This is a genomic window from Pseudomonas sp. NFPP07, from assembly GCF_900115645.1.
Lineage (GTDB): Bacteria > Pseudomonadota > Gammaproteobacteria > Pseudomonadales > Pseudomonadaceae > Aquipseudomonas > Aquipseudomonas chlororaphis.
Map to the genome: position 1 here is coordinate 1 of NZ_FOXG01000007.1, position 20,411 is coordinate 20,411.

General features: G+C 60.9%; 20 protein-coding genes and 1 pseudogene. 9 read left to right on the forward strand and 12 right to left on the reverse strand.

The annotated features are described in order from the left end of the window. From BM019_RS18325 to BM019_RS18350, 6 genes and pseudogenes are all read left to right on the forward strand, one after another. Positions 1 to 904: pseudogene (locus BM019_RS18325) on the forward strand (type VI secretion system tip protein VgrG); the annotation flags it as partial. A gap of 12 nt (positions 905 to 916) precedes the next feature. Continuing rightward, positions 917 to 3,103, forward strand: coding sequence for a phospholipase D-like domain-containing protein (locus BM019_RS18330; RefSeq protein WP_092419170.1), 2,187 nt, complete (start codon positions 917 to 919; stop codon positions 3,101 to 3,103). Beyond that, the gene (locus tag BM019_RS18335; protein WP_238543401.1) at positions 3,084 to 3,953 is read left to right on the forward strand and encodes a tetratricopeptide repeat protein; all 870 of its coding nucleotides are present in this window, start codon (positions 3,084 to 3,086) and stop codon (positions 3,951 to 3,953) included. The genes BM019_RS18330 and BM019_RS18335 overlap by 20 nt, the downstream gene beginning before the upstream one ends. Then, positions 3,940 to 4,806 carry a tetratricopeptide repeat protein gene (locus BM019_RS18340; RefSeq protein WP_092419172.1) on the forward strand — a complete coding sequence of 289 codons (867 nt, stop codon included), beginning with the start codon at positions 3,940 to 3,942 and terminating at the stop codon, positions 4,804 to 4,806. The genes BM019_RS18335 and BM019_RS18340 overlap by 14 nt, the downstream gene beginning before the upstream one ends. 103 nt (positions 4,807 to 4,909) lie before the next feature. Next, positions 4,910 to 5,119 (forward strand): hypothetical protein, encoded by a 210-nt coding sequence (locus tag BM019_RS18345; protein WP_062824231.1) that lies wholly within the window; start codon positions 4,910 to 4,912, stop codon positions 5,117 to 5,119. A gap of 205 nt (positions 5,120 to 5,324) precedes the next feature. Then, complete coding sequence (locus BM019_RS18350) at positions 5,325 to 5,708, forward strand: hypothetical protein (protein ID WP_025807007.1); 384 nt, start codon at positions 5,325 to 5,327, stop codon at positions 5,706 to 5,708. Between the two features lie 74 nt (positions 5,709 to 5,782). On the opposite strand, the gene BM019_RS18355 is transcribed toward BM019_RS18350, so the two are convergent. From BM019_RS18355 to exbB, 6 genes are all read right to left on the reverse strand, one after another. After that, the gene (locus BM019_RS18355) at positions 5,783 to 7,183 is read right to left on the reverse strand and encodes an aminoacyl-tRNA deacylase and HDOD domain-containing protein (protein WP_085532825.1); all 1,401 of its coding nucleotides are present in this window, start codon (positions 7,181 to 7,183) and stop codon (positions 5,783 to 5,785) included. Positions 7,184 to 7,261: 78 nt separating this feature from the next. Next, positions 7,262 to 9,337, reverse strand: a complete 2,076-nt coding sequence (gene recG / locus BM019_RS18360; RefSeq protein WP_092419174.1) for an ATP-dependent DNA helicase RecG — start codon at positions 9,335 to 9,337, stop codon at positions 7,262 to 7,264. Positions 9,338 to 9,346: 9 nt separating this feature from the next. Next, positions 9,347 to 10,267, reverse strand: coding sequence for a hydrogen peroxide-inducible genes activator (locus BM019_RS18365; protein ID WP_009046190.1), 921 nt, complete (start codon positions 10,265 to 10,267; stop codon positions 9,347 to 9,349). A gap of 169 nt (positions 10,268 to 10,436) precedes the next feature. Next, positions 10,437 to 11,183: an energy transducer TonB family protein gene (locus tag BM019_RS18370; RefSeq protein ID WP_007921144.1), complete on the reverse strand. Its 747-nt coding sequence runs from the start codon at positions 11,181 to 11,183 to the stop codon at positions 10,437 to 10,439. Beyond that, the gene (gene exbD, locus BM019_RS18375) at positions 11,180 to 11,608 is read right to left on the reverse strand and encodes a TonB system transport protein ExbD (protein ID WP_007921142.1); all 429 of its coding nucleotides are present in this window, start codon (positions 11,606 to 11,608) and stop codon (positions 11,180 to 11,182) included. The genes BM019_RS18370 and exbD overlap by 4 nt, the downstream gene beginning before the upstream one ends. A 6-nt stretch (positions 11,609 to 11,614) precedes the next feature. Further along, positions 11,615 to 12,601 (reverse strand): tonB-system energizer ExbB, encoded by a 987-nt coding sequence (gene exbB / locus BM019_RS18380; RefSeq protein WP_062824235.1) that lies wholly within the window; start codon positions 12,599 to 12,601, stop codon positions 11,615 to 11,617. A 187-nt stretch (positions 12,602 to 12,788) separates the two neighbouring features. Between exbB and BM019_RS18385 the strand changes: the two genes are divergently transcribed. Further along, positions 12,789 to 13,646 carry an SDR family oxidoreductase gene (locus tag BM019_RS18385; RefSeq protein ID WP_092419176.1) on the forward strand — a complete coding sequence of 286 codons (858 nt, stop codon included), beginning with the start codon at positions 12,789 to 12,791 and terminating at the stop codon, positions 13,644 to 13,646. A gap of 50 nt (positions 13,647 to 13,696) precedes the next feature. On the opposite strand, the gene BM019_RS18390 is transcribed toward BM019_RS18385, so the two are convergent. From BM019_RS18390 to BM019_RS18415, 6 genes are all read right to left on the reverse strand, one after another. Next, positions 13,697 to 14,437, reverse strand: coding sequence for a putative periplasmic lipoprotein (locus tag BM019_RS18390; RefSeq protein WP_007921135.1), 741 nt, complete (start codon positions 14,435 to 14,437; stop codon positions 13,697 to 13,699). Between the two features lie 55 nt (positions 14,438 to 14,492). Then, a complete protein-coding gene (locus BM019_RS18395; RefSeq protein WP_007921133.1) occupies positions 14,493 to 14,873 on the reverse strand; it encodes a RidA family protein in 381 nt (126 codons plus the stop codon). 36 nt (positions 14,874 to 14,909) lie between these two features. Next, on the reverse strand, positions 14,910 to 17,015 hold the full coding sequence (gene spoT / locus BM019_RS18400; protein WP_092419178.1) for a bifunctional GTP diphosphokinase/guanosine-3',5'-bis pyrophosphate 3'-pyrophosphohydrolase: 2,106 nt from the start codon (positions 17,013 to 17,015) through the stop codon (positions 14,910 to 14,912). A gap of 57 nt (positions 17,016 to 17,072) precedes the next feature. Then, complete coding sequence (gene rpoZ, locus BM019_RS18405; RefSeq protein ID WP_007921129.1) at positions 17,073 to 17,336, reverse strand: DNA-directed RNA polymerase subunit omega; 264 nt, start codon at positions 17,334 to 17,336, stop codon at positions 17,073 to 17,075. Positions 17,337 to 17,503: 167 nt separating this feature from the next. Next, positions 17,504 to 18,124 carry a guanylate kinase gene (gene gmk / locus BM019_RS18410; RefSeq protein WP_007921126.1) on the reverse strand — a complete coding sequence of 207 codons (621 nt, stop codon included), beginning with the start codon at positions 18,122 to 18,124 and terminating at the stop codon, positions 17,504 to 17,506. 13 nt (positions 18,125 to 18,137) lie between these two features. Further along, a complete protein-coding gene (locus tag BM019_RS18415) occupies positions 18,138 to 19,001 on the reverse strand; it encodes a YicC/YloC family endoribonuclease (protein ID WP_009046187.1) in 864 nt (287 codons plus the stop codon). A 270-nt stretch (positions 19,002 to 19,271) separates the two neighbouring features. Here BM019_RS18415 and rph point away from each other — a divergent pair, with 270 nt between their 5' ends. Together rph and BM019_RS18425 are read left to right on the forward strand one after the other, a co-directional pair. Further along, positions 19,272 to 19,994, forward strand: coding sequence for a ribonuclease PH (gene rph, locus BM019_RS18420; RefSeq protein WP_007921124.1), 723 nt, complete (start codon positions 19,272 to 19,274; stop codon positions 19,992 to 19,994). Between the two features lie 31 nt (positions 19,995 to 20,025). Further along, positions 20,026 to 20,394, forward strand: a complete 369-nt coding sequence (locus BM019_RS18425) for a DUF4870 domain-containing protein (protein WP_092419179.1) — start codon at positions 20,026 to 20,028, stop codon at positions 20,392 to 20,394. The last annotated feature ends 17 nt before the right edge of the window (positions 20,395 to 20,411 follow it).

The following is a 20,411-nucleotide window of genomic DNA, read 5'->3' on the forward strand; positions in this document are numbered from 1 at the left end:
CGCCGGCTACAACGAACTGCGCATCGAAGACAAAAAAGGCGCCGAACAGATCTTCATCCACGCCCAGCGCGACTGGGATGAAAACATCGAGCACGACCAGAAAATCCGCATCGGCCACGAACGCCACGACACCGTGGAAAAGAACACCTACACCGAACTCAAGGCCGAAGAACACCGCATCACCCACGCCGACCGCAAGACCGAAACCAAGGCGGACGACCACCTGACCGTGGGCGAAAACCAGCACATCAAACTCGGCACCGCGCAACTGACCAAAGCCGGCCAGGAAATTCACCTCAAGGCCGGGGCCAAGATGGTGATCGAGGCGGGCAGCGAACTGACGATCAAGGCCGGAGGCAGTTTTATCAAACTCGATGCCGGCGGCGTCACAGTGGTGGGGCCGGTGGTGAAGATCAATGCGGGGGGCTCGCCGGGGAGTGGTACCGGGATCGGCATTCTGATGCCGGGCCTACCGGGCGCAGCTGATGCGGACAAGGCTGGCAGCCTGATGGAGGAGGCGTTGGCCAACCCGGCGAAAGAAACCGTACCGGGTCAGCTGTGCATTCGTATTTCCCCGTTGCCCAACATGCCGGGGTATCCGGATGAGCCCTATCAGCTCTACGCCGATGGCGCACTTATCGACAAAGGCTTCAGCGACGAGAAGGGCAATGTGCTTTTCCAGCATATTCCAGGTACCCGCAACTATTCGGTGGAAACGGTGAACGGACACCGTTTCAACCTGGACATGAGCGAAACCTCGACCGAACAGACGCGCCAACGCAGTGAGCGCCTGGGGCGTGAGGGATATCGCGACTTCCCGGGCGCGGCGGCCTCTCTGGAGGCGTTGAGCAGCAGTGAGGCGTTCCGCCAATTGTGGGCGGATCAAAGCGAGCAGAAAGAGTAAAGGAAGCACTCCATGACATACCTCGATCAGAAACTGTCGATCTCGCTTGAAGAAAGCGCCGCAACCCTGACTTCGGATTGGTTCGCCCACAAGAACAATCCGCTAAGCCCGCCACGTCCGGCAGGCAACGTGGTGACGCCGCTGGTGTGTGGCGAGGAAGCCTTCAAGAAGGTCTATGAATGCATCCAGGCAGCTACTAAAAGCATTGACCTTATCAGTTGGGGCTTCGACCCGGGATTGCGTCTCGACCGGGCCTCGACCGACAGCCCCAGTCTGGGAAAACTGCTCAGGCAGAAGGCCGAAAGTGGTGTCGAGGTACGGGTACTGATCTGGAACAACCGGCTGGCCCAGCTCGGTGAGAACTCGGTTATCGGCGAGGGCTGGAGCGGCAGGGGCGGAACATCGATGGGCTCTGGATTCCGCGAGGGCCAGCCAGCTGACACCAGTGCCCTGGAAAAAAAACGGGAAAAGCTCCTGGAAAAACAGCAGCAGGAGCAGGCACGCCTGGAAAAACTTCCGGCAAACGACGAGGCCGGCCGACGAGCCACGCGCGACCGTCTGATCGACATCCAGCAAAGCCTGGATGCCCTGGACAGCGGCTACACCAAGGGCCGTGATTCGGGAGGGACGGTTCAAGCCCCGAACGAACAGGTCGAGACCCGAGATTGGTATCGCTGGGTACACAGCCGCGAAGCCCGCAATATCGAGTTTCGTACGCGGGACTTCAAACTCGTAGGAGAGTTGACCTACGACGATCAAAATGGCCTGCGCATGCATTGGGGGCGTCTTGCCATCCTGTGGCGACTGCTCAAGGACGAGTCTCACGATGTGCCCTTCATGCAGATGCTGGCCCTGAGCCTATTTCCCAGCCATCACCAGAAAACCCTGGTGGTCGACTACATGGACCCGCAAAAAGCGAAAGGTCTTGTGATGGGCCACAACCTGCAGCGCAACTACTGGGACACCACCGCCCACGCCTACGACGATGCAGCCGGCAAGCGCGATCTGGGCTTCGGCCCCTGGCAGGACCTTTCCCTATTTGTACGCGGCCCGGTGCTATTCGACCTCAATCACAACTTCTGCAATGCCTGGGACAAGAGCAGCAGCTGGATACGCCGGGTCTTCAAGGGCACCCTGAATCACGAGCGCTCGTCGGTCAAACCACTGAGCCTGATCCTCGATGGTGGAGAGCCCGCGCAGATTTGCCGGACTCAACCGGAAGAAGGCCCGGAAAAAACCATTCTCGAGGTATATGAAAAGGCCCTGGGCAATGTGCATCAGTACGCCTATATCGAGAACCAATACTTCCGCTACAAACCGCTGGCCGAACGCCTGAAGAAAGTTGCCGCCGACTACGTCGCTGCCGGCAAACAACAGGACTTGCACTTGTTCGTGGTCACCAACAACCCGGAGAGCGGGCATTTCTCCAGTTCCACCTACGAGATGCTCGACACCCTTGGCCAGGGCGAACTGATGCCCCTGGCCCACCGCGACCTGCTCTACGATCAACGCCAGCTTGCCTATCGCCAGCGCGAACTGAAGGCCCGCGACGAATCGCCGACACGCGATCAGGAGCTGGCCAAGGTACAGACGCAAATGCATGAGCAGGGTATCGATCCGAGTCGCGCCGATGAACTCCTGGCCATGGACCCCAACAAACACTACAACCAGGCCGCGGCTCGCGAACTGGAGCCGGAGATGCTGCCGCCCAAGGGGTTGAAAATCATTGTCGCGACTCTGGTCAGTTGCAAGGACGGCGGCGAAACCGCTACTCCCAAGACGCGCGAGCAGCGCCAGACCGAACGCGATATCACCGAACACCTAGGCCCGGAACAGGGCATGGCGCAGTACAAGTCCATCTATGTACACAGCAAGCTGCTGCTGGTGGACGACCTGTTTTTCACCCTGGGCTCCGCCAACATCAACGAGCGCAGCCTGAACTCCGACTCCGAACTGAATATCGCCATGCCAAGCCCGCAAACCACCCGGACCTGGCGGGAGCGGTTGTGGGGGATGCATTCGGGGAAAGCAATCAATACGAGCAAAAGCAGCTTAAGTGAGAACGTTGCATTCGATTATGAAAATTGGGAGCAAGTGGTAACTGATAACTGGAGAAATCAGAAGAAAAACTTACCGCTTAATGGAGATTTGGTCAGATTTTGGGACGTGGTGACACCTTATGCAAAAGCCCTTGATTAAATATTTATCTTTTTTGTTCTTTTGTTTTTTTGGAGCAGCTATGGCTGATGAATTCAAGTGTGTCCATGAAATTAATACGGCTCCCCCTCTTGATCAGCAAGCCGATCAATGGTTTAAGCAGGCAAGGGGTATGAGTAAAGAGAGACTTCCTGACTGGGTAAAAATTGCTGGTCTCTATCAGCAAGCAGTAGATAAAGACCATTGGAAAGCAATGCATAACTTAGCAGAGCTATACCTCCGTGGTGATGGCGTAACCAAAAATACAAATAAAGCCATCGATCTATATTTGCATATGGTCAAACTACAAGTTCCGTTGGGTTATTATGATATGAGTGTGATGACTCAGAGAGGTGTTGGGGTAGTTCAGTCAAATAGAGATGCCATGAATTTTTTGCTCAAGGCGGGTGACTTGGGTAGCCCGCTAGCCCAGACTAGGCTGGGTAATATATATATATATGAATTAAATAAAGATAAGCTCGGCGAGTCTTATCTGCGTTGCGCGGCACATCAGAATGACGCCGAGGCGAATTACGAACTTGCCGCATACTATAAAGTAGTAGACAAAAATTACCCTGTCGCCATGCATTATTATCAAAATGCTGCGGCTCTAGGTTTGAAAAAAGGCTCGTTGTTAATTGAAAATACTTTCAGGGATGGCGACTTTGGGTATGTGAGAAATGAAAAAATAGCAAATACCTACAGTGATATTTCTAGTCGGCTATATAAAGATCCTGATCTCCGATTTCCTAATTTGGCCAAAGACCATCCACTTCCACCGCACCCTATTCAGGGCTATCACGCCGACAAAGACATCAACTGGAAACCGACCGGACGTGATGACGACTATTAAAGCACTGTTGGCTGTTGTGCTATTGGGCGGTAGTGGCTTTTCCATGGCATACGATTTCAAGTGTGTTCATGAAAAAGATATTGCTCCACCCCTGGACCAGCAAGCAGACCAATGGTTTAAACAAGCTCGGGTGCTTAGCAAAGAGCGTCCGGCTGATTGGAGCAAAGTGGCCAGCCTGTACCAGCAGGCTGTAGAAAAGAACCATTGGAAAGCAATGCACAATCTTGCAGAGCTATACTTACGTGGTGATGGGGTTGTTAAGTATACGAACAAGGCTATTGATTTGTATCTGGAAATGATCAAGCTACAGGTACCGCTGGGTTATTACGATATGAGTGTAATGACCAAAAAAGGCGTCGGTGTGGTGCAGTCTGATAAGCAGTCAGTAATATATTTGCTCAAGGCGGGAGATGTAGGTAGTCCTATGGCTCAAGTCAGGTTAGGGAATATCTATATTTATGAGGCCAAGAAAAGAGATCTGGGGGTTTCCTACCTACGCTGTGCTGCAGATCAGAACGATGCAAGCGCAAATTATGAGTTGGCCACATACTACGAGATCTTGGATAGAAACTACCCTGTTGCCTTGCATTATTATCAAAGAGCTGCAGCTCTAGGTGAACGGAAAGGAGCCATGGAAATAGAAAATGTATTTCAAAATGGTAAGTTTTCTTATAATAAAGACAAGAAGACTGAAGATGCATACTACAAAGTGTCCAGGGAGCTAGCCAACAATCCAGACTTGCGCTTCCCCAATCTGGCCAAAGACCACCCACTGCCACCGGACCCTGTGCAGGGCTATCACGCCGATAAAGACATCAACTGGAGACCAACCGGACGTGATGACGACTATTAAGAGAAAGCCAATAGCGAGAAACATCCCGAAAAAATAGCTTCAACGAGCCTATGCGAAGTATCAACGCGCGACTTATGGGCCATCCCGATGAAGGAGCCGCACAATGCATAAAATATTCACGGTACTGGCGATCGTGCTGCTAGCGATCTCGATACTCAGCGCTTTGCTCGGGCTGGCTGGCATTGCTAGTGGGGCAAGCGGCAGTGGGGGCATTTCCGATTCCGTTGACGTTGCGTTCCTGATTGCCAAAGTGCTGCTCGCCTTGAGCCTGTTGTCTGGAGTGCTGGCTATTGCCTGGCCCAGGAGCGGGTGAAGCCAGGTCTGGTTTAAGGATTCACAGGGTTATGAACAGGTCTCTGCGTGTCGGACTCATTAAGACAGCCGATAAACGAGGGTGACTTGGCAGTCATAATCACCAATAACGCACTCATCTTCCCTTAACATTGCATAACTGTGGCGTTCCCCTCTGAAGCCGCTACACTGCGCCAGCCGTTCATTTTTCCTTTGGGGCTTTGCGCATGAAATTTCGTTTTCTTCTGTGGATGCTGGGGCTGTTGATGGGCAAGGCCAGCCGGACCAATCCGGCGTTCCAGCAGCAGTTGGGTGACAAGGAACTGGTGTTCCAGCTGCAGACACTGGATGGCAAGGTGGCGCGGCATTTCCGGGTGAAGGATCAGCGGATTACCAGCAAGTCTGGTGTGTACCCCGAGCCGGCATTTGCCATTGCCTTTAAAGACGCGGCCTATGGTTTTGCCACGATGCAGGCGAAGAACAAGCAACTGGCCTTTATGACCGGGATTCAGGACAAGTCGATCCAGATCAAGGGCAACCCGGCGCTGGTGATCTGGTTCCAGGGGCTGACCAAGTACCTGAAGCCGAAGAAGGCCAAGCCGAAGGCTTGAGGGCGGGCTGTATACCAGCCGCAAGATGATCGCGGGCAAGCCTCGCTCCTACGGGAGCGGGCTTTTTTCTGGGGTCAGTGCTGGCTGAACTGCGAAGCCAGTTCGCGCAGCAGCACTTCGGCTTCGAGGACTTTGCTGACCACGTCTTCGGCTTTGTCGCGGGACAGGCCGAGGCGTTCGAGCAGGGCGTCAGGGATGTCTTCGACAGGGCCGGAGCCGATGCCGCGGCTGCGCAGCAGGCGCACGGCCAGGCACACCAGGTTCGGGTATTCGGCGTAGGCGCCGTCATAGCTCGGGTCGTGCTGGAAGCGCAGGGCGGTGGACAACTCGTCCGGCATGTCCCAGTAGCGCATCAGCCAGGCGCCGATCTGCTCGCGGCTGATGCCCAGCAGGTGCTGTTCGACGTAGCTGTGGCACAGGTGCGGGTTGACCTCCAGGTGGCGGCAGATCAGCGAGAAGTGCGGCGGGAAGACGTGGGCCAGCAGCAGGTAGCCGAAGTTGTGCAGCAGGCCGGCGAGGTAGGTCAGGCCGGCTTCCGGGCGCTGGGCACGCGGCATGGCGCGGGTCAGGCCTTCGATGACGGCGGCGGTATAGATCGACTGCTGCCAGTACGGCGTGCTGTGTTGCGGGTGGTCCTTAGGCAGGCTCAGGGTCTTGCCCAGCGCCAGGCCCAGCGCCAGGTTGATCACCAGGTCGAAGCCCAGCACGCGGACGATGGCGTCTTCCACCGAGCGGATCTTGCCTGGCGAGGCGTAGTAGGGCGAAGCCGCCCAGCTCACCACTTGCGCGGCCAGGGCCGGGTCGGTTTCCACCACGCCGGTGATGTCGTCGATGGTGGCGTTGGGGTCGACCCGCAGCTTGATGATCTTTTGCGCGGTTTCGGCCAGCGGTGGAATCTCGATGGTCGCTTCCAGGCGTTGCTGGATGCGCCGGGCGGTGAAGGCCTGCATCGCCTGGGTGATTTCCTCGCGGTCGTCGTCCGGACGGTCGAGGTTCGGGCGGATGCTGCTCAGGGCCTCGCCGAAGTTGCCGGCGCTGGCCTTGCTCAGCATGCTCTTGAAGGCGTCGCTGGTGATTTCCAGCAGCAGGCCCGGCTCGCCGGAGTTGATCAGCAGGGTCGGCTCGCGCAGCAGGCTTTCTTCATACAGGCAAGGCGAGCTGGTGAGCGCCGGCAGGCCGGGCAGCAGGCTCAGGTTGTGTTTGCCGAGCATGCGCTCCAGGCGTTCCGTGGAGACGGCGGTCAGGCGGCGGCCGGTCAGTTCGGCGAGGCGATTGAGGTCCAGCAACTGGCTCTGTGGGAACAGCACCATCAGCGCGCCGACGGCGTCGTCCAGCAGGACGGCCTGTACCTTGCGCGCGGCCGGCAGGCCCGGGTGGTCGAGGACTTCCGTGAAGCCGATGTCCAGCTTGCCGAGCAGCAGCCGGATTACAGACGGAGCGTGCGGGGCTGCGGTGGCGAGGGCAACTTCTGTCATGGTCTGTATCCGTTTTCAAACAATTTCAGGAGTATAACCAGCTTGATCGGGGCGTTCGCCCCTTAACTGAGACGCTGCTCACACTTGGCCGTATTGCTGCCCGTGGCGCAGCCAGCGCTCCAGCAGCGGGCTGACGTGGTGCGGCCAGCGCTCCAGCAAGGCCTGCGCGGCATCGCGCACGGCCGGCAGCAGGTCGGCATCGCGCATCAGGTCGGCGACCTTGAATTGCAGCAGGCCGGTCTGGCGGGTACCGAGCATCTCGCCGGGGCCGCGCAGTTCCAGGTCCTTTTCGGCGATGACAAAACCGTCGTTGGTTTCGCGCATGATGCCCAGGCGCTGGCGGCCGATCTGCGACAAGGGAGGATGGTAGAGCATGACGCAATGGCTGGCGGCGCTGCCCCGACCAACGCGACCGCGCAACTGGTGCAGCTGGGCCAGGCCCAGGCGCTCGGGGTTCTCGATGATCATCAGGCTGGCGTTGGGCACATCGACGCCGACCTCGATCACGGTGGTGGCCACCAGCAGCTGCAATTCACCGGCCTTGAACTGGCCCATGACCTCGGCTTTTTCCGTCGGCTTCATGCGCCCGTGGATCAGGCCGACCCGCAGTTCGCCCAGGGCGCTGCTCAGGTCTTCGTAAGTGGTTTGCGCGGCCTGGCAGGTCAGCTCTTCGGATTCCTCGATCAGCGTGCACACCCAATAGGCCTGGCGCCCTTCGGCGCAGGCGGCGCGCACCCGCTCGATGACTTCGACCCGCCGCGAGTCGGTCACCAGCACGGTGTTCACCGGCGTACGGCCAGGGGGCAGCTCGTCGAGGATCGAGGTGTCCAGGTCGGCGTAGGCGCTCATCGCCAGGGTCCGTGGGATCGGCGTGGCGGTCATGATCAGCTGGTGCGGGCACAGGCGTCCTCCCACGCCTTTCTGGCGCAGGGCCAGGCGCTGCTGCACGCCGAAGCGGTGTTGTTCGTCGATGATCACCAGCGCCAGGTTCTTGAACTGCACTTCGTCCTGGAACAGCGCGTGGGTGCCGACCACCATAGGCGCGCCGGCGGCGATCTGTTCCAGGGCGGCTGTGCGGTTCTTGCCCTTGAGCTTGCCGGCCAGCCAGGCGACTTCCAGCCCCAGCGGTTCGAGCCAGCGCTTGAAGGTGATGAAGTGCTGCTCGGCGAGGATCTCGGTCGGTGCCATCAGCGCCACCTGATAGCCAGCCTCCAGCGCCTGCAGGGCGGCGAGGGCGGCGACCACGGTCTTGCCGGCCCCCACGTCGCCCTGGATCAGCCGCAGCATCGGCTCGGGCTGGCTGAGGTCGTAGGCGATCTCGTTGCCGACCCGTTGCTGCGCGCCGGTGGGTGGAAAGCCTAGGTTCTTCAGGTACAGCGCCGGCAGTCGGGTGGCCTGGGGCAGCGCGGGGGCGAGTTGCGAGCGCAGGCTTTCGCGCAGGCGCTGCTGGGACAGCTGATGGGTCAGCAGCTCTTCGAACGCCAGGCGATGCTGGGCCCAATGGTGACCTAGGGCCAGTTCGTCGACATCGGCGTCGGCCGGCGGGTGGTGCAGGTAGCGAATCGCATCGTCCAGCGGCGCCAACTGGTAATCCCGCGCCAGCTCTTGCGGCAGCCAGTCCGGCAGGCTGCGCGGGCCGAGCAGGGCCAGGCTCTGCTGGCACAGCATGCGCAGGCGCTGCTGGGTCAGGCCTTCGGTGAGCGGGTAGATGGGGGTCAGGGTCTGGTCCACGGGCGGCGGTTCATCGCCGCTGATGGCGCGGTATTCCGGGTGGTAGATTTCCAGCCCCGAGGCGCCTGGGCGGGCTTCGCCATAACAGCGCACGCGGGTGCCACGCTTGAGGCCTTCCTTCTGCGCGTTGCTGAAATGGTAGAAGCGCAGGCTGAGCCCGCCGGTGCCGTCCTGCAGGCGCACCAGCAGGCTGCGGCGCTTGCCCATCACCACGTCGGCGCCGCTGACGGTGCCTTCGATCACCGCGTCCTGCCCGGGGCGCAGCGCGCCGATCGGTACCACGCGGGTGCGGTCCTGATAGCGCAGGGGCAGGTGGAACAGTACGTCCTGCAGGTTCTCCAGGCCGACCTTGGCCAGCTTCTCGGCCATGGCTTCGCCGACGCCCTTGAGTGCCGTGACCGGCACATTCGACAGCTCAGTCATCGCGACGGCTTAGCTCGCGGCAGGCGGCTTGGCCACCGAACACAGGCGGATCGAGTCGGCGAGAATCTCGATGGCTTTCGGCCGCGGGAAGCTGGCGCGCCAGGCGATCGCCACAGTACGGAACGGCACGGGCGCGGTCAGTGGGCGCACTTCGATCACGCCCGGGGCGTAGTGATGGCTGTCCACCGCCGAGAGCGGCAGGATCGAGACGCCAAGGCCGGAAGCGACCATATGGCGGATGGTTTCCAGGGAGCTGGATTCCACCGTGGTGTGCTTGGCGCCGTCGTTGCCCTTGGTCAGGGTCGGGCAGGCTTCCAGGACCTGATCGCGGAAGCAGTGGCCTTCGCCCAGCAGCAACAGGCTCTTGTCGTTGAGCAGGTTGGCGTCGATGCTCTCTTTCTGGGTCCAGGGGTGGGTGCTTGGCATCAGCACGTAGAACGGTTCGTCGTACAGCGGCAGGGTCAGCACGTCGGCTTCGTTGAACGGCAGGGCGATGATGATCGCATCCAGTTCGCCGTTGCGCAGCTTGTCGCGCAGCACGTGGGTGAAGTTCTCTTCGATATACAACGGCATCTGCGGGGCGACCCGGTGCAGTTGCGGGATCAGGTGCGGGAACAGGTACGGGCCGACGGTGTAGATCGCGCCGACCTTCAGCGGGGCGGTCAGCTGGTTCTTGCCGGCCTGGGCCAGTTCGCGAATGCCCTGGGCCTGTTCGAGGACCTTTTGCGCCTGGGCGACAATGCCTTCGCCGACCGGCGTCAGACGTACCGCACTCTTGCTGCGCTCGAAAATCAGCACACCGAGTTCGTCTTCAAGCTTCTTCACGCCCACCGACAGGGTCGGCTGGCTGACATGGCAACGCTCGGCCGCGTGGCCGAAGTGCTGCTCTTGGGCGAGGGTAACGATGTAGCGTAATTCAGTAAGAGTCATAGCGGACGTCCATGAGGTTGCGGGCCAAGCATACCGGCTGCAATCGATAGACGCACGTTATCAGACTCAATGCTCGCTGTGACACCGGGCAATGCATGCCGGTCATGCCTGGAAAAGCAAAAAGGCACCTTTGGGTGCCTTTTTGCTGGGGATTGCCTGGGCATCATGCTCAGCGGCGACGTTTCTCCAGGGAGTAAACGAAGGGCGCGACAATCTCGATCGAGCCGTTGTTGAGCATGTCCGCCGGTGGCTTGGGCAGCGGCTGGGCGCGGCGGATCATTTCCAGGGTAGCCCGGTCCAGATCGGCGTTGCCCGAGCGTCCTACCAGTTCATAGGACAGCACGTTGCCTTGGGCGTCGACCACGAAGCGCAGCCGGTTCAGGCCTTCCTTGCCGCGTGCCTGGGCACCCGGCGGGTACTTCTTGTACTTGGCCAGGTGCGCCAGCAGCGTGCCTTGCCAGCTTTCCTTGGCGGCGATCTGCGCCGGCGACGGGCCCGGAGCAGGTGCTGAGGACGGTGCCGCGGTGGGCGTCGGCGGAGCGTCGCTAGGCTTCTCTTCGCTCGGCTTTTCCTTCGGCGGTTCCGGCTTTTTCTCCACCGGCTTGGGCGGTTGCGGCTTGGGCTTGGGTTTGACCGGCTTGGGCACGGAAATCGTCGGCTTCGGCGCTTCCGCGAGTTTGGGCAGCGGCAGCTCTTCGACCGGAGCCGGCGGCTGCGGTGGCGTCACGACCTTGGGCGGCGCGGGAGGAGGCGGTGCCGGAAGCGGCGCCAGCTCGACCATCATCGCCTGCGGTGGCAGCTCGACCGGCATGGGGGAGCTCCAGTTGAGCGCGAGCAGGATCGCGACCGCATGGACCCCCAGTACGATGGCCAGGCTACCGCTGTAACGCGTCAGTTTTTGGCGCGTCGTGATCATTTCTTGGTAGCCGTCTCAAGTCCGACCAGGCCGACCTTCAGGTATCCGGCGGCCCGCAGGGCATCCATCACGCTCATCAGGTCGCCGTAATCCACGCCTTTGTCGGCCTGGAAAAAGATCGTCGTGTCTTTTTTGCCCTGGGTCTTGGCGTCGAGGGTGGCGCCGAGGGCTTCGGCCTTCACTTCGTCGTCGCCGAGGTACAGGCGTTGGTCGGCCTTGACGCTGAGAAACACCGGTTTCTCGGGGCGTGGTGCCGGTTTGGCCGTCGAGGCCGGGAGGTCGACCTTGATGTCCACGGTAGCCAGCGGCGCCGCGACCATGAAGATGATCAACAGCACCAGCATCACGTCGATAAACGGCGTGACGTTGATTTCGTGGTTTTCGGCGAGATCGTCTTCTGCGCCTTCTTTCAAATGCAGGCCCATGGCGGATTACCCTACTTTGGCCACATGAGGTTGCGCAGAGCGCTCGGCGGTCGGCAGGTGATCGAGATCACGGCTGACCAGCAGCAGGACTTCTGCGGAAGCGTCGGAGACCTGGGCCTTGTAGCCGGCGATGGAGCGGGCGAAGACGTTGTAGATGACCACCGCCGGAATGGCCGCGACCAGACCCAGGGCGGTTGCCAGCAGGGCTTCGGCGATGCCGGGGGCGACGACGGCGAGGTTGGTGGTCTGGGTTTTGGCGATGCCGATGAAGCTGTTCATGATGCCCCACACGGTACCGAACAGGCCGACGAAGGGCGCGGTGGAACCGATGGTGGCGAGCACGCCAGTGCCGCTGCTCATGTTGCGGCCGCAGGCGGCTACCAGGCGCTCGAGGCGGAAGCTGACGCGTTCCTTGATGCCTTCTTTCTCACGGCTGTTGGCCGACAGGCGCATTTCTTCCAGGGCGTCGTGGACCAGCAGGTTGGCCAGGGTGCCTTCTTTGGCGGCGGTGACGCTGGCTTCCTTGAGGGTGGTAGCCTTTTTCAGGTTGAGGATCTCACCGCGCAGACGACGCTTGGCGCCCATCAGCTCGAAGCCTTTGGCGATCCAGATGGTCCAGGTGATGATCGAGGCGATGGCCAGGCCGATCATCACCAGCTTCACGATGATGTCGGCGTTCTGGTACATGCCCCACGGGGACAGGTCGTGGGCCATGCCCAGGGAGTTGTCCGCTTCGAGGACTTCAGGTGCATCGCCGGCTGGTTCGCCTTCGGCAGGTGCCGGCGCTGCAGCGACCGGAGTGGCTACCGGCGCCGTGGCATCGGCCGGCGCGTGGGCTGCCGCAGGTGTCGCGGCGCCAGCCGGGGCCTGCTCATCGGCGAAGGCCGCGGTCGGTGCCAGCAGCAGGCTGAACAGCAACGCTGCGGCCGCGCTCATGGCGCGCAGCGGGCTTGGGCGTTGGGTTGGCGAAGCGGAGAATTGATTGCGTGTCATGCTGGCCGGACCTGAGAGGGAAAAGGGTAAGTGTCCTTCTAGGCCTCGCAGGGCCGAGAACAAATGGGCCGTCATTATTGCAACTAATTCTTGTTAACAGAAGTAATAGAGTATCTTTTTTTCTTTGATTGCTAGCCGCTCGTCCATTGCCGACGCTAGTCTGTGCCTTTCTGATAGGAGTTTTCTGATGTCCGCCCCTTCTGTTCTGATCGCTGGCTGCGGTGATGTCGGCAGCCGTCTGGCGAAGCAACTGCTGGCTGAAAACTGGCAGGTCTACGGCCTGCGGCGCACGGTTTCGCAATTGCCGGAAGGGGTGATCGGCGTGGCGGGCGATCTTTTCAGTGAGCAGTGTCCGTCAGCCTGGCCCACCACACCGCTGGATTACCTGGTGTACAGCGCGGCCGCCACCGAGCATGACGAGGCGGGCTATCGTGCGGCCTATGTCGAGGGGCTGACCCATGTCCTGGGCTGGCTCAAACAGAACGGACAGTCACCGAAACGCCTGCTGTTTGTTTCCAGCAGCAGCGTATACGGGCAGAAAGACGGTGAGTGGATCGACGAGACCTCGCCGGCCCAGGCTGACGGCTATTCCGGGCGACTGATGCTCGAGGCCGAGCAAGTGGCCTTGCAGAGTGGCATTCCAGCCAGCCTGGTGCGGTTGACCGGGATTTACGGCCCGGGGCGGGAATGGCTGTTGAATCAGGTGCGTCAGGGTTATCGCGTCGCCATCGATCCACCGCTGTATGGCAACCGCATTCATGCCGACGATGCCGCGGGGTTGCTGGCCTTCCTGTTGCAGGCCGATCGGCGCGGCGTGGTGCTTGAGGATTGCTATATCGGGGTCGACGATGCACCGGTGCCTTTGGCCGAGGTGGTGGGCTGGCTGCGGGAGTACCTGGGCGTGACCGAGTGGGCGGACAGCTCGAGCGTGCGGCGTTCCGGCAGCAAGCGCTGCAGCAATGCCCGCGCCAGGGCCCTGGGCTGGGCGCCGCGTTATTCGAGTTTTCGCGAGGGGTATGCGCAGATTATCGAAGGGCAGGGCTGAGCCGCATCATGGATAAAGAAAAAGGAGCCTTTCGGCTCCTTTTTGCTGGATCACTGTTTTTCCAGTAGCCACTGGCGCGTACCCGGGGTGAGGGAAGGTACCTCGTTCGCCTGGGAGGCGTTGATGGGCTGGAAGATCTCCAGTTGCTTGCCGTTGCGCGCAAAGATCCACGGGTTGCCCTGGCCGTTGAGCTGCAGCCACAGGTTGTCGTAGCCGCCGCTCATCGAGGCGCAGTCGCCGGCGAGGCACAGTGCGTAGCGATCGGCGCCCGGCAAACCCATGACCTGGCCGTTGGACTGGAACAGCACGGTGCCGCCTTCGCCCGGGCCGTTGACGATTTTCCATTCGCCGCCCAGGTAAGCCGAGTACAGGGCGCGCTCGAAGTTGGCGCCCAGTGGCGCGCCTTCCGGGGCCGGGTCCTTGGGACGATCGAAGACCTGTTCCGGCTCGTTGTCGTTGGCTTCTTGCAGCAGCTGTTTGCCGTCGCGTTTCAATTCGCTGGCGGAGCTGCCGTAGAAATCGATTTTCCAGGCGCCGGACTCTTCAGCCAGCACCTTGCCTTCGACGTTTTCGAAGCCGTTGGTGTAGCGCGCCTGGCTGGCCTTGGTGTTGACGTCCCATTCCAGGTTCGGGCCGTAGCCTTGCAGGGCTTCGCGCAGCGGTCCGCCTTTGGCGGCGGCGTCGATGGCGACCTGGTTGATCCAGGTACCACTGATGTCACGGTCGGCGGGATCGCTGGCGCAGCCACCGAGGAACAGGGCGCACAACGAGAGGGCTAGCGCTTTGCGCATGAGGAAATCCTTTCAGAACGGAGACGGCGCGGCCTGGGTAGCCGCGCCGGGCGTGTTACTCGATGACCAGGATGGCATCCATTTCAACCTGCGCGCCTTTTGGCAGGGCGGCAACGCCGATGGCGGCGCGGGCAGGGTAAGGCTGCTGGAAGTACTTGCCCATGATCTCGTTGACCTTGGCGAAGTGGCTCAGGTCGGTGAGGAAGATGTTGAGTTTGACGATGTCCTTGAACGAACCACCGGCGGCCTCGGCCACGGACTTGAGGTTCTCGAATACCTGGACGGTCTGGGCTTCGAAGCCTTCCACCAGTTCCATGGTCTTTGGATCGAGCGGGATCTGGCCGGACATGTAGACGGTGTTGCCTGCTTTGATCGCCTGGGAGTAGGTGCCGATCGCGGCGGGTGCCTTGTCGCTGGTGATAACGGTCTTGGTCATGAATGACTCCTTGTAATGGGCGGGCTATATAGCGAGCTATGCACGCATGCGAGTGATGCGAATGACCCCGGTCAGGGCGCGCAGTTTCTTGATCACGCGAGCCAGGTGCACGCGGTCGTGCACGCTGACCACCAGTTGGACCACGCTGATGCGACCATCCCGTTCGTCCATGCTGATTTTCTCGATATTGCCGTCGGCCGCGTTGACGCTGCTGGCCAGCAGGGCGATCAGGCCGCGCTGATGCTCCAGCTCGACGCGCAGCTCGACGTTGAATTCGCCGGTGACATCCTTGGCCCACGAAAGCTGGATGCATTTTTCCGGGTTGTGGCGGATTTCGCTGATGTTGCGGCAGTTGTCCAGGTGCACCACCATCCCTTTGCCCGCGGACAGGTGGCCGACAATCGGGTCGCCCGGGATCGGCGTGCAGCACTTGGCGTAGCTCAGGACCAGGCCTTCGGTGCCGCGAATGGCCAGCGGACCTTCCGGGCTTGGCAGCTGTTCGCCTTCGCCGAGCAGACGGCGGGCGACCACATAAGCCATGCGATTGCCCAGACCGATGTCTTCCAGCAGGTCTTCGATCAGCTCCAGGCGGTACTCGGCGAGCATCGCTTGCACGCGTTCGGCGGGGATCTTTTCCAGCGAGCTGTCGAAACCGTTGAGCACCTTGTTCAGCAGGCGTTCGCCCAGGCTGATGGACTCGGAGCGGCGTTGCAGTTTCAGTGCGTGGCGGATGTGGGTGCGAGCCTTGCCGGTGACCACGAAGTTGAGCCAGGCCGGGTTGGGGCGTGCGCCCGGGGCACTGACGATTTCCACGGTGGAGCCGCTCTGCAGCGGTTCGGACAGCGGCGCCAGGCGGCGATTGATCCGACAGGCGATGCAGCTGTTGCCGACGTCGGTATGCACCGCGTAGGCGAAGTCCACTGCGGTGGAGCCTTTGGGCAGCTCCATGATCCGGCCCTTCGGCGTGAACACGTAGACCTCGTCCGGGAACAGGTCGATCTTCACGCTTTCGATGAATTCCAGGGAGTTGCCGGCGCGTTGCTGCATCTCCAGCACGCCCTTGACCCATTGGCGAGCCCGGGCGTGGGTGCCCTTCGGCTGCTCGTCGCCGCTGGATTTGTACAGCCAGTGGGCGGCGATGCCGTTGTTGGCCATCTCTTCCATTTCGCGGGTGCGGATCTGGATCTCGATCGGCACGCCGTGCATGCCGAACAGCGTGGTGTGCAGCGACTGGTAGCCGTTGGCCTTGGGAATCGCGATGTAATCCTTGAAGCGACCTGGCAGCGGCTTGTACAGGTTGTGTACGGCGCCGAGCACGCGGTAGCAGGTGTCGACCTTGTCGACGATGATCCGGAACGCGTAGACGTCCATGATCTCGTTGAAGGCCCGGCGTTTGCCACGCATCTTTTTATAGATGCCATACAAGTGCTTCTGGCGGCCGCTGACCTCGCCCTGGATGCCGTCGATGGCCAGGCAGTGGCTCAGGGACTCTTCGATCTTGTTGACGATTTCCTTGCGGTTGCCCCGGGCGCGCTTGACCGCCTGGTAGATCCGCGCGGAACGCATCGGATGCATGGCCTTGAAACCGAGGTCTTCGAATTCGATGCGGATGCTGTGCATGCCCAGGCGGTTGGCGATGGGCGCGTAGATCTCCAGGGTTTCCTTGGCGATCCGCCGGCGTTTTTCACCGGACAGTACTTCCAGGGTGCGCATGTTGTGCAGGCGGTCGGCCAGCTTGACCAGGATCACGCGAATGTCGCGCGCCATGGCCATGGCCATCTTCTGGAAGTTTTCCGCTTGGGCTTCGGCCTTGGTCTCGAAATTCATCTGGGTCAGTTTGCTGACCCCGTCGACCAGTTCGGCCACGGTTTCACCAAACTGCGCTTGCAGCGCTTCCTTGGCGATACCGGTGTCTTCGATCACGTCATGCAGCATGGCCGCCATCAGGCTCTGATGGTCCATATGCATGTCGGCGAGAATGTTTGCGACCGCTAACGGGTGCGTGACGTACGCCTCGCCGCTGCGACGGCGCTGACCGTCATGGGCTTGTTCGGCGTAGAAATACGCTCGGCGGACCAGATTGACCTGGTCCGTGCCGAGATAGGTCGATAAGCGATCGGCGAGGGCGTCTATGCTCGGCATGATGACTCCTGCCGTAAGCTGTGATCCCGCGCCGTGCTACGTCGACCAGGCATAGGCTTAGACGGCCTCGTTGGACTCGTCCTCGAATGCAGCAAAAAGCGGTTCATCTTCAACGATTTCGGCTTCGGCGATAGCTGCGTAGTCGATCAGGCCTTCAGCAATTTCGCGCAGGGCGACGACGGTAGGCTTGTCGTTTTCCCATGCTACTTTCGGCTCTTTGCCGCCGGTTGCCAGTTGACGGGCACGCTTGGTAGAGAGCATGACCAGCTCAAAGCGGTTATCCACGTGTTCTAGACAGTCTTCAACGGTTACGCGGGCCATGGTCTTCCTCGTAGCAAATGCAATATGCGCGCTGCCCGGATGGGCGAGCGGACTCAACAGTTTAAAAAATCACCAGCGATTAGGGAAGCGCTGATTTTTTAACCAAGCTTTCCAACCCGCTACAAGTGCCAATGTAAAGCCCTTGCAGCGGTTTTGGGAAGTGCTATTCAGCCCAGCAATTCGGCGAGCAATTTACCGAAACGCTGTTGCTGGCGCTTCTGATGCAGCTGGTTGGTGCGGAAAATCGCCTTCAGATCGTCCAGCGCGTGGGCGAAATCGTCGTTGATGATCAGGTAGTCGTAGTCGACGTAGTGGCTCATCTCGCTGACCGCTTCGCGCATCCGGCCTTCGATGATCTCGTCGCTGTCCTGGCCGCGGTTGGTCAGGCGCTGGCGCAAGGCTTGCTGGGACGGCGGCAGGATGAAGATCGAACGAGCCTGGGGCATCAGTTTGCGCACCTGCTCGGCGCCTTGCCAGTCGATCTCCAGGATCAGGTCGTGACCTTCGTCCAGGGTCTGCTGCAAGTGGCTTTGGGAGGTGCCATAGAGATTGCCGAAGACTTCGGCGCGCTCGAGGAAGTCGCCGTGTTCACCCATCTTCACGAACGCTTCGCGCGAGACGAAATGGTAGTTCACGCCGTCCACTTCGCCCGGGCGCATGGCGCGGGTGGTGTGGGACACGGAAACGCGGATCGACGGATCGGCGTCGATCAGGGCCTTGACCAGGCTGGTCTTGCCCGCGCCCGAAGGGGCGGAAATGATGTAGAGGGTGCCGGTGCTGTGGTTCATGTCGGGGGTAGCCTTACTCAATATTCTGTACTTGTTCGCGCATCTGCTCGATCAACACCTTGAGGTTGACCGCAGCCTGGGTACTGCGCGGGTCGAAGGCCTTGGAGCCCAGTGTGTTGGCTTCGCGGTTGAGTTCCTGCATCAGGAAGTCCAGGCGCCGGCCGGCGGCGCCGCCGGACTTGAGGACGCGGCGAACTTCGATGATGTGGGTGCTCAGGCGGTCCAGTTCTTCGGCGACGTCGCTCTTCTGGGCGAGCAGCACCATTTCCTGTTCCAGGCGCGTGGGGTCCAGTTCGGCCTGCATGTCGGCGAAGCGGTCGAGAACCTTCTGGCGCTGGGTGGCGAGCATCTGCGGGACCAGTTCGCGCAGGGTCACGACGTCTTCCTCGATGGAGGTCAGGCGGTCGTTGATCAGGCGGGCCAGCTCCGCGCCTTCGCGCTCGCGGCCGCTCTTCAACTCTTTCAGCCCCTGGTTGAACAGGCTCAGGGCTTCGTTGTTCAGCGCCTGCGGGTCGCTGGCATCGGCCACCAGGACGCCGGGCCAGGCCAGCACTTCCAGTGGGTTCAGCGCTGCCGGCTGCTTGATCAGGCTGGCAACGGACTCGGCTGCCGCCACCAGTTGCGCGGCGCGCTCCCGGTCGACCTGCAGTGGTTTACCGGTGGTTTCTTCGGTGAAGCGCAAGGTGCATTCGAGCTTGCCGCGCGACAGTCCCTGGCGCAGCGCCTCACGGACCGCGCCTTCCAGGTCGCGAAAGGATTCCGGCAAGCGCAGGTGCGGTTCCAGGTAACGGCTGTTGACCGAGCGCAGTTCCCAACTCAGGGTGCCCTGGGTGCCGGCCCGTTCTACCCGGGCGAAGGCGGTCATGCTGTGCACCATGGAGGTACCTCCGATACAGGTCCGCCGCCAACCGCGGAGGGTTGCACGGGCCCGATATGAATGAATTGAAGCCGACAGGCTGCGAAGGCGCAGGATTGTAGCGCAGTGCGGTGGATGCTCCCAAACTGCGGGTGTGACAAAGCGCTGCGGGGCGACCGGAGGGCCGTTCCAGAGGCGTCGCCGACGGGCCGGGGTTTTTAGAACTGCCCAGGCAGGGCCGCGGGCTCTATAATGATCGGCAGTTTTCCGTCCCCGTACAGGTATTTCCCTATGAAACGTCCAAGTGGTCGCGCTGCCGATCAGCTCCGCTCGATCCGCATCACCCGCAACTACACCAAACACGCCGAGGGATCTGTACTGGTCGAGTTCGGTGATACCAAAGTGATCTGCACGGTCAGCGTCGAGAACGGCGTGCCCCGCTTCCTCAAGGGCCAGGGCCAGGGTTGGTTGACCGCCGAATACGGCATGCTGCCGCGCGCCACCGGCGAGCGTAACCAGCGTGAAGCCAGTCGCGGCAAGCAAGGCGGCCGCACCCTGGAGATCCAGCGTCTGATCGGCCGTTCCCTGCGCGCTGCGCTGGACATGACCAAGCTGGGCGATGTCACCCTGTATGTCGACTGCGATGTGATCCAGGCCGATGGCGGTACCCGTACCGCGTCGATCACCGGTGCCATGGTGGCCCTGGTGGATGCGCTGAAAGTGATCAAGAAGCGTGGCGGCCTGAAGGGCGGCGACCCGATCAAGCAAATGATCGCGGCGGTGTCCGTGGGCATGTACCAGGGCGAGCCGGTGCTGGATCTGGATTACCTGGAGGACTCGGCGGCCGAGACTGACCTCAACGTGGTCATGACCAGCACTGGCGGTTTCATCGAAGTCCAGGGCACTGCCGAAGGCGCGCCGTTCCAGCCGGAAGAACTGAACGCCATGCTGGCCTTGGCCAAGAAAGGCATGAGCGAGATCTTTGAATTGCAACAGGCAGCCCTGGCTGACTGATTGCCCGGTAGCTTTCAGCAAGGAGAGCCGCATGAACGACGACCAGCTTCCGCAACCTGTCCCGAGCCATGAGGTGCGTCAGTGGGCGATGTTCTGTCACCTGTCGGCCTTGCTGGGCATCTGGATTCCGTTCGGCACCCTGATCGGTCCGTTGGTGCTCTGGCAGATGAAGCGCGAGACCGATCCGTTCATCGATGCCCAGGGCAAGGAAGCGCTGAACTTTCAGATCACGGTGGCCCTTGCCTCGCTGGTCTGCTTCCTGCTGATGGTGGTACTGGTGGGTTTCCTGCTTTTCGGTCTGCTGGCGATCGGCGCCCTGGTGCTGACCATCATCGCCGGGGTCAAGGCCAATGAAGGGGGGGCGTACCGTTACCCGTTCACCTGGCGATTGATCAAGTAGGCCGAGCGCCCACAAAA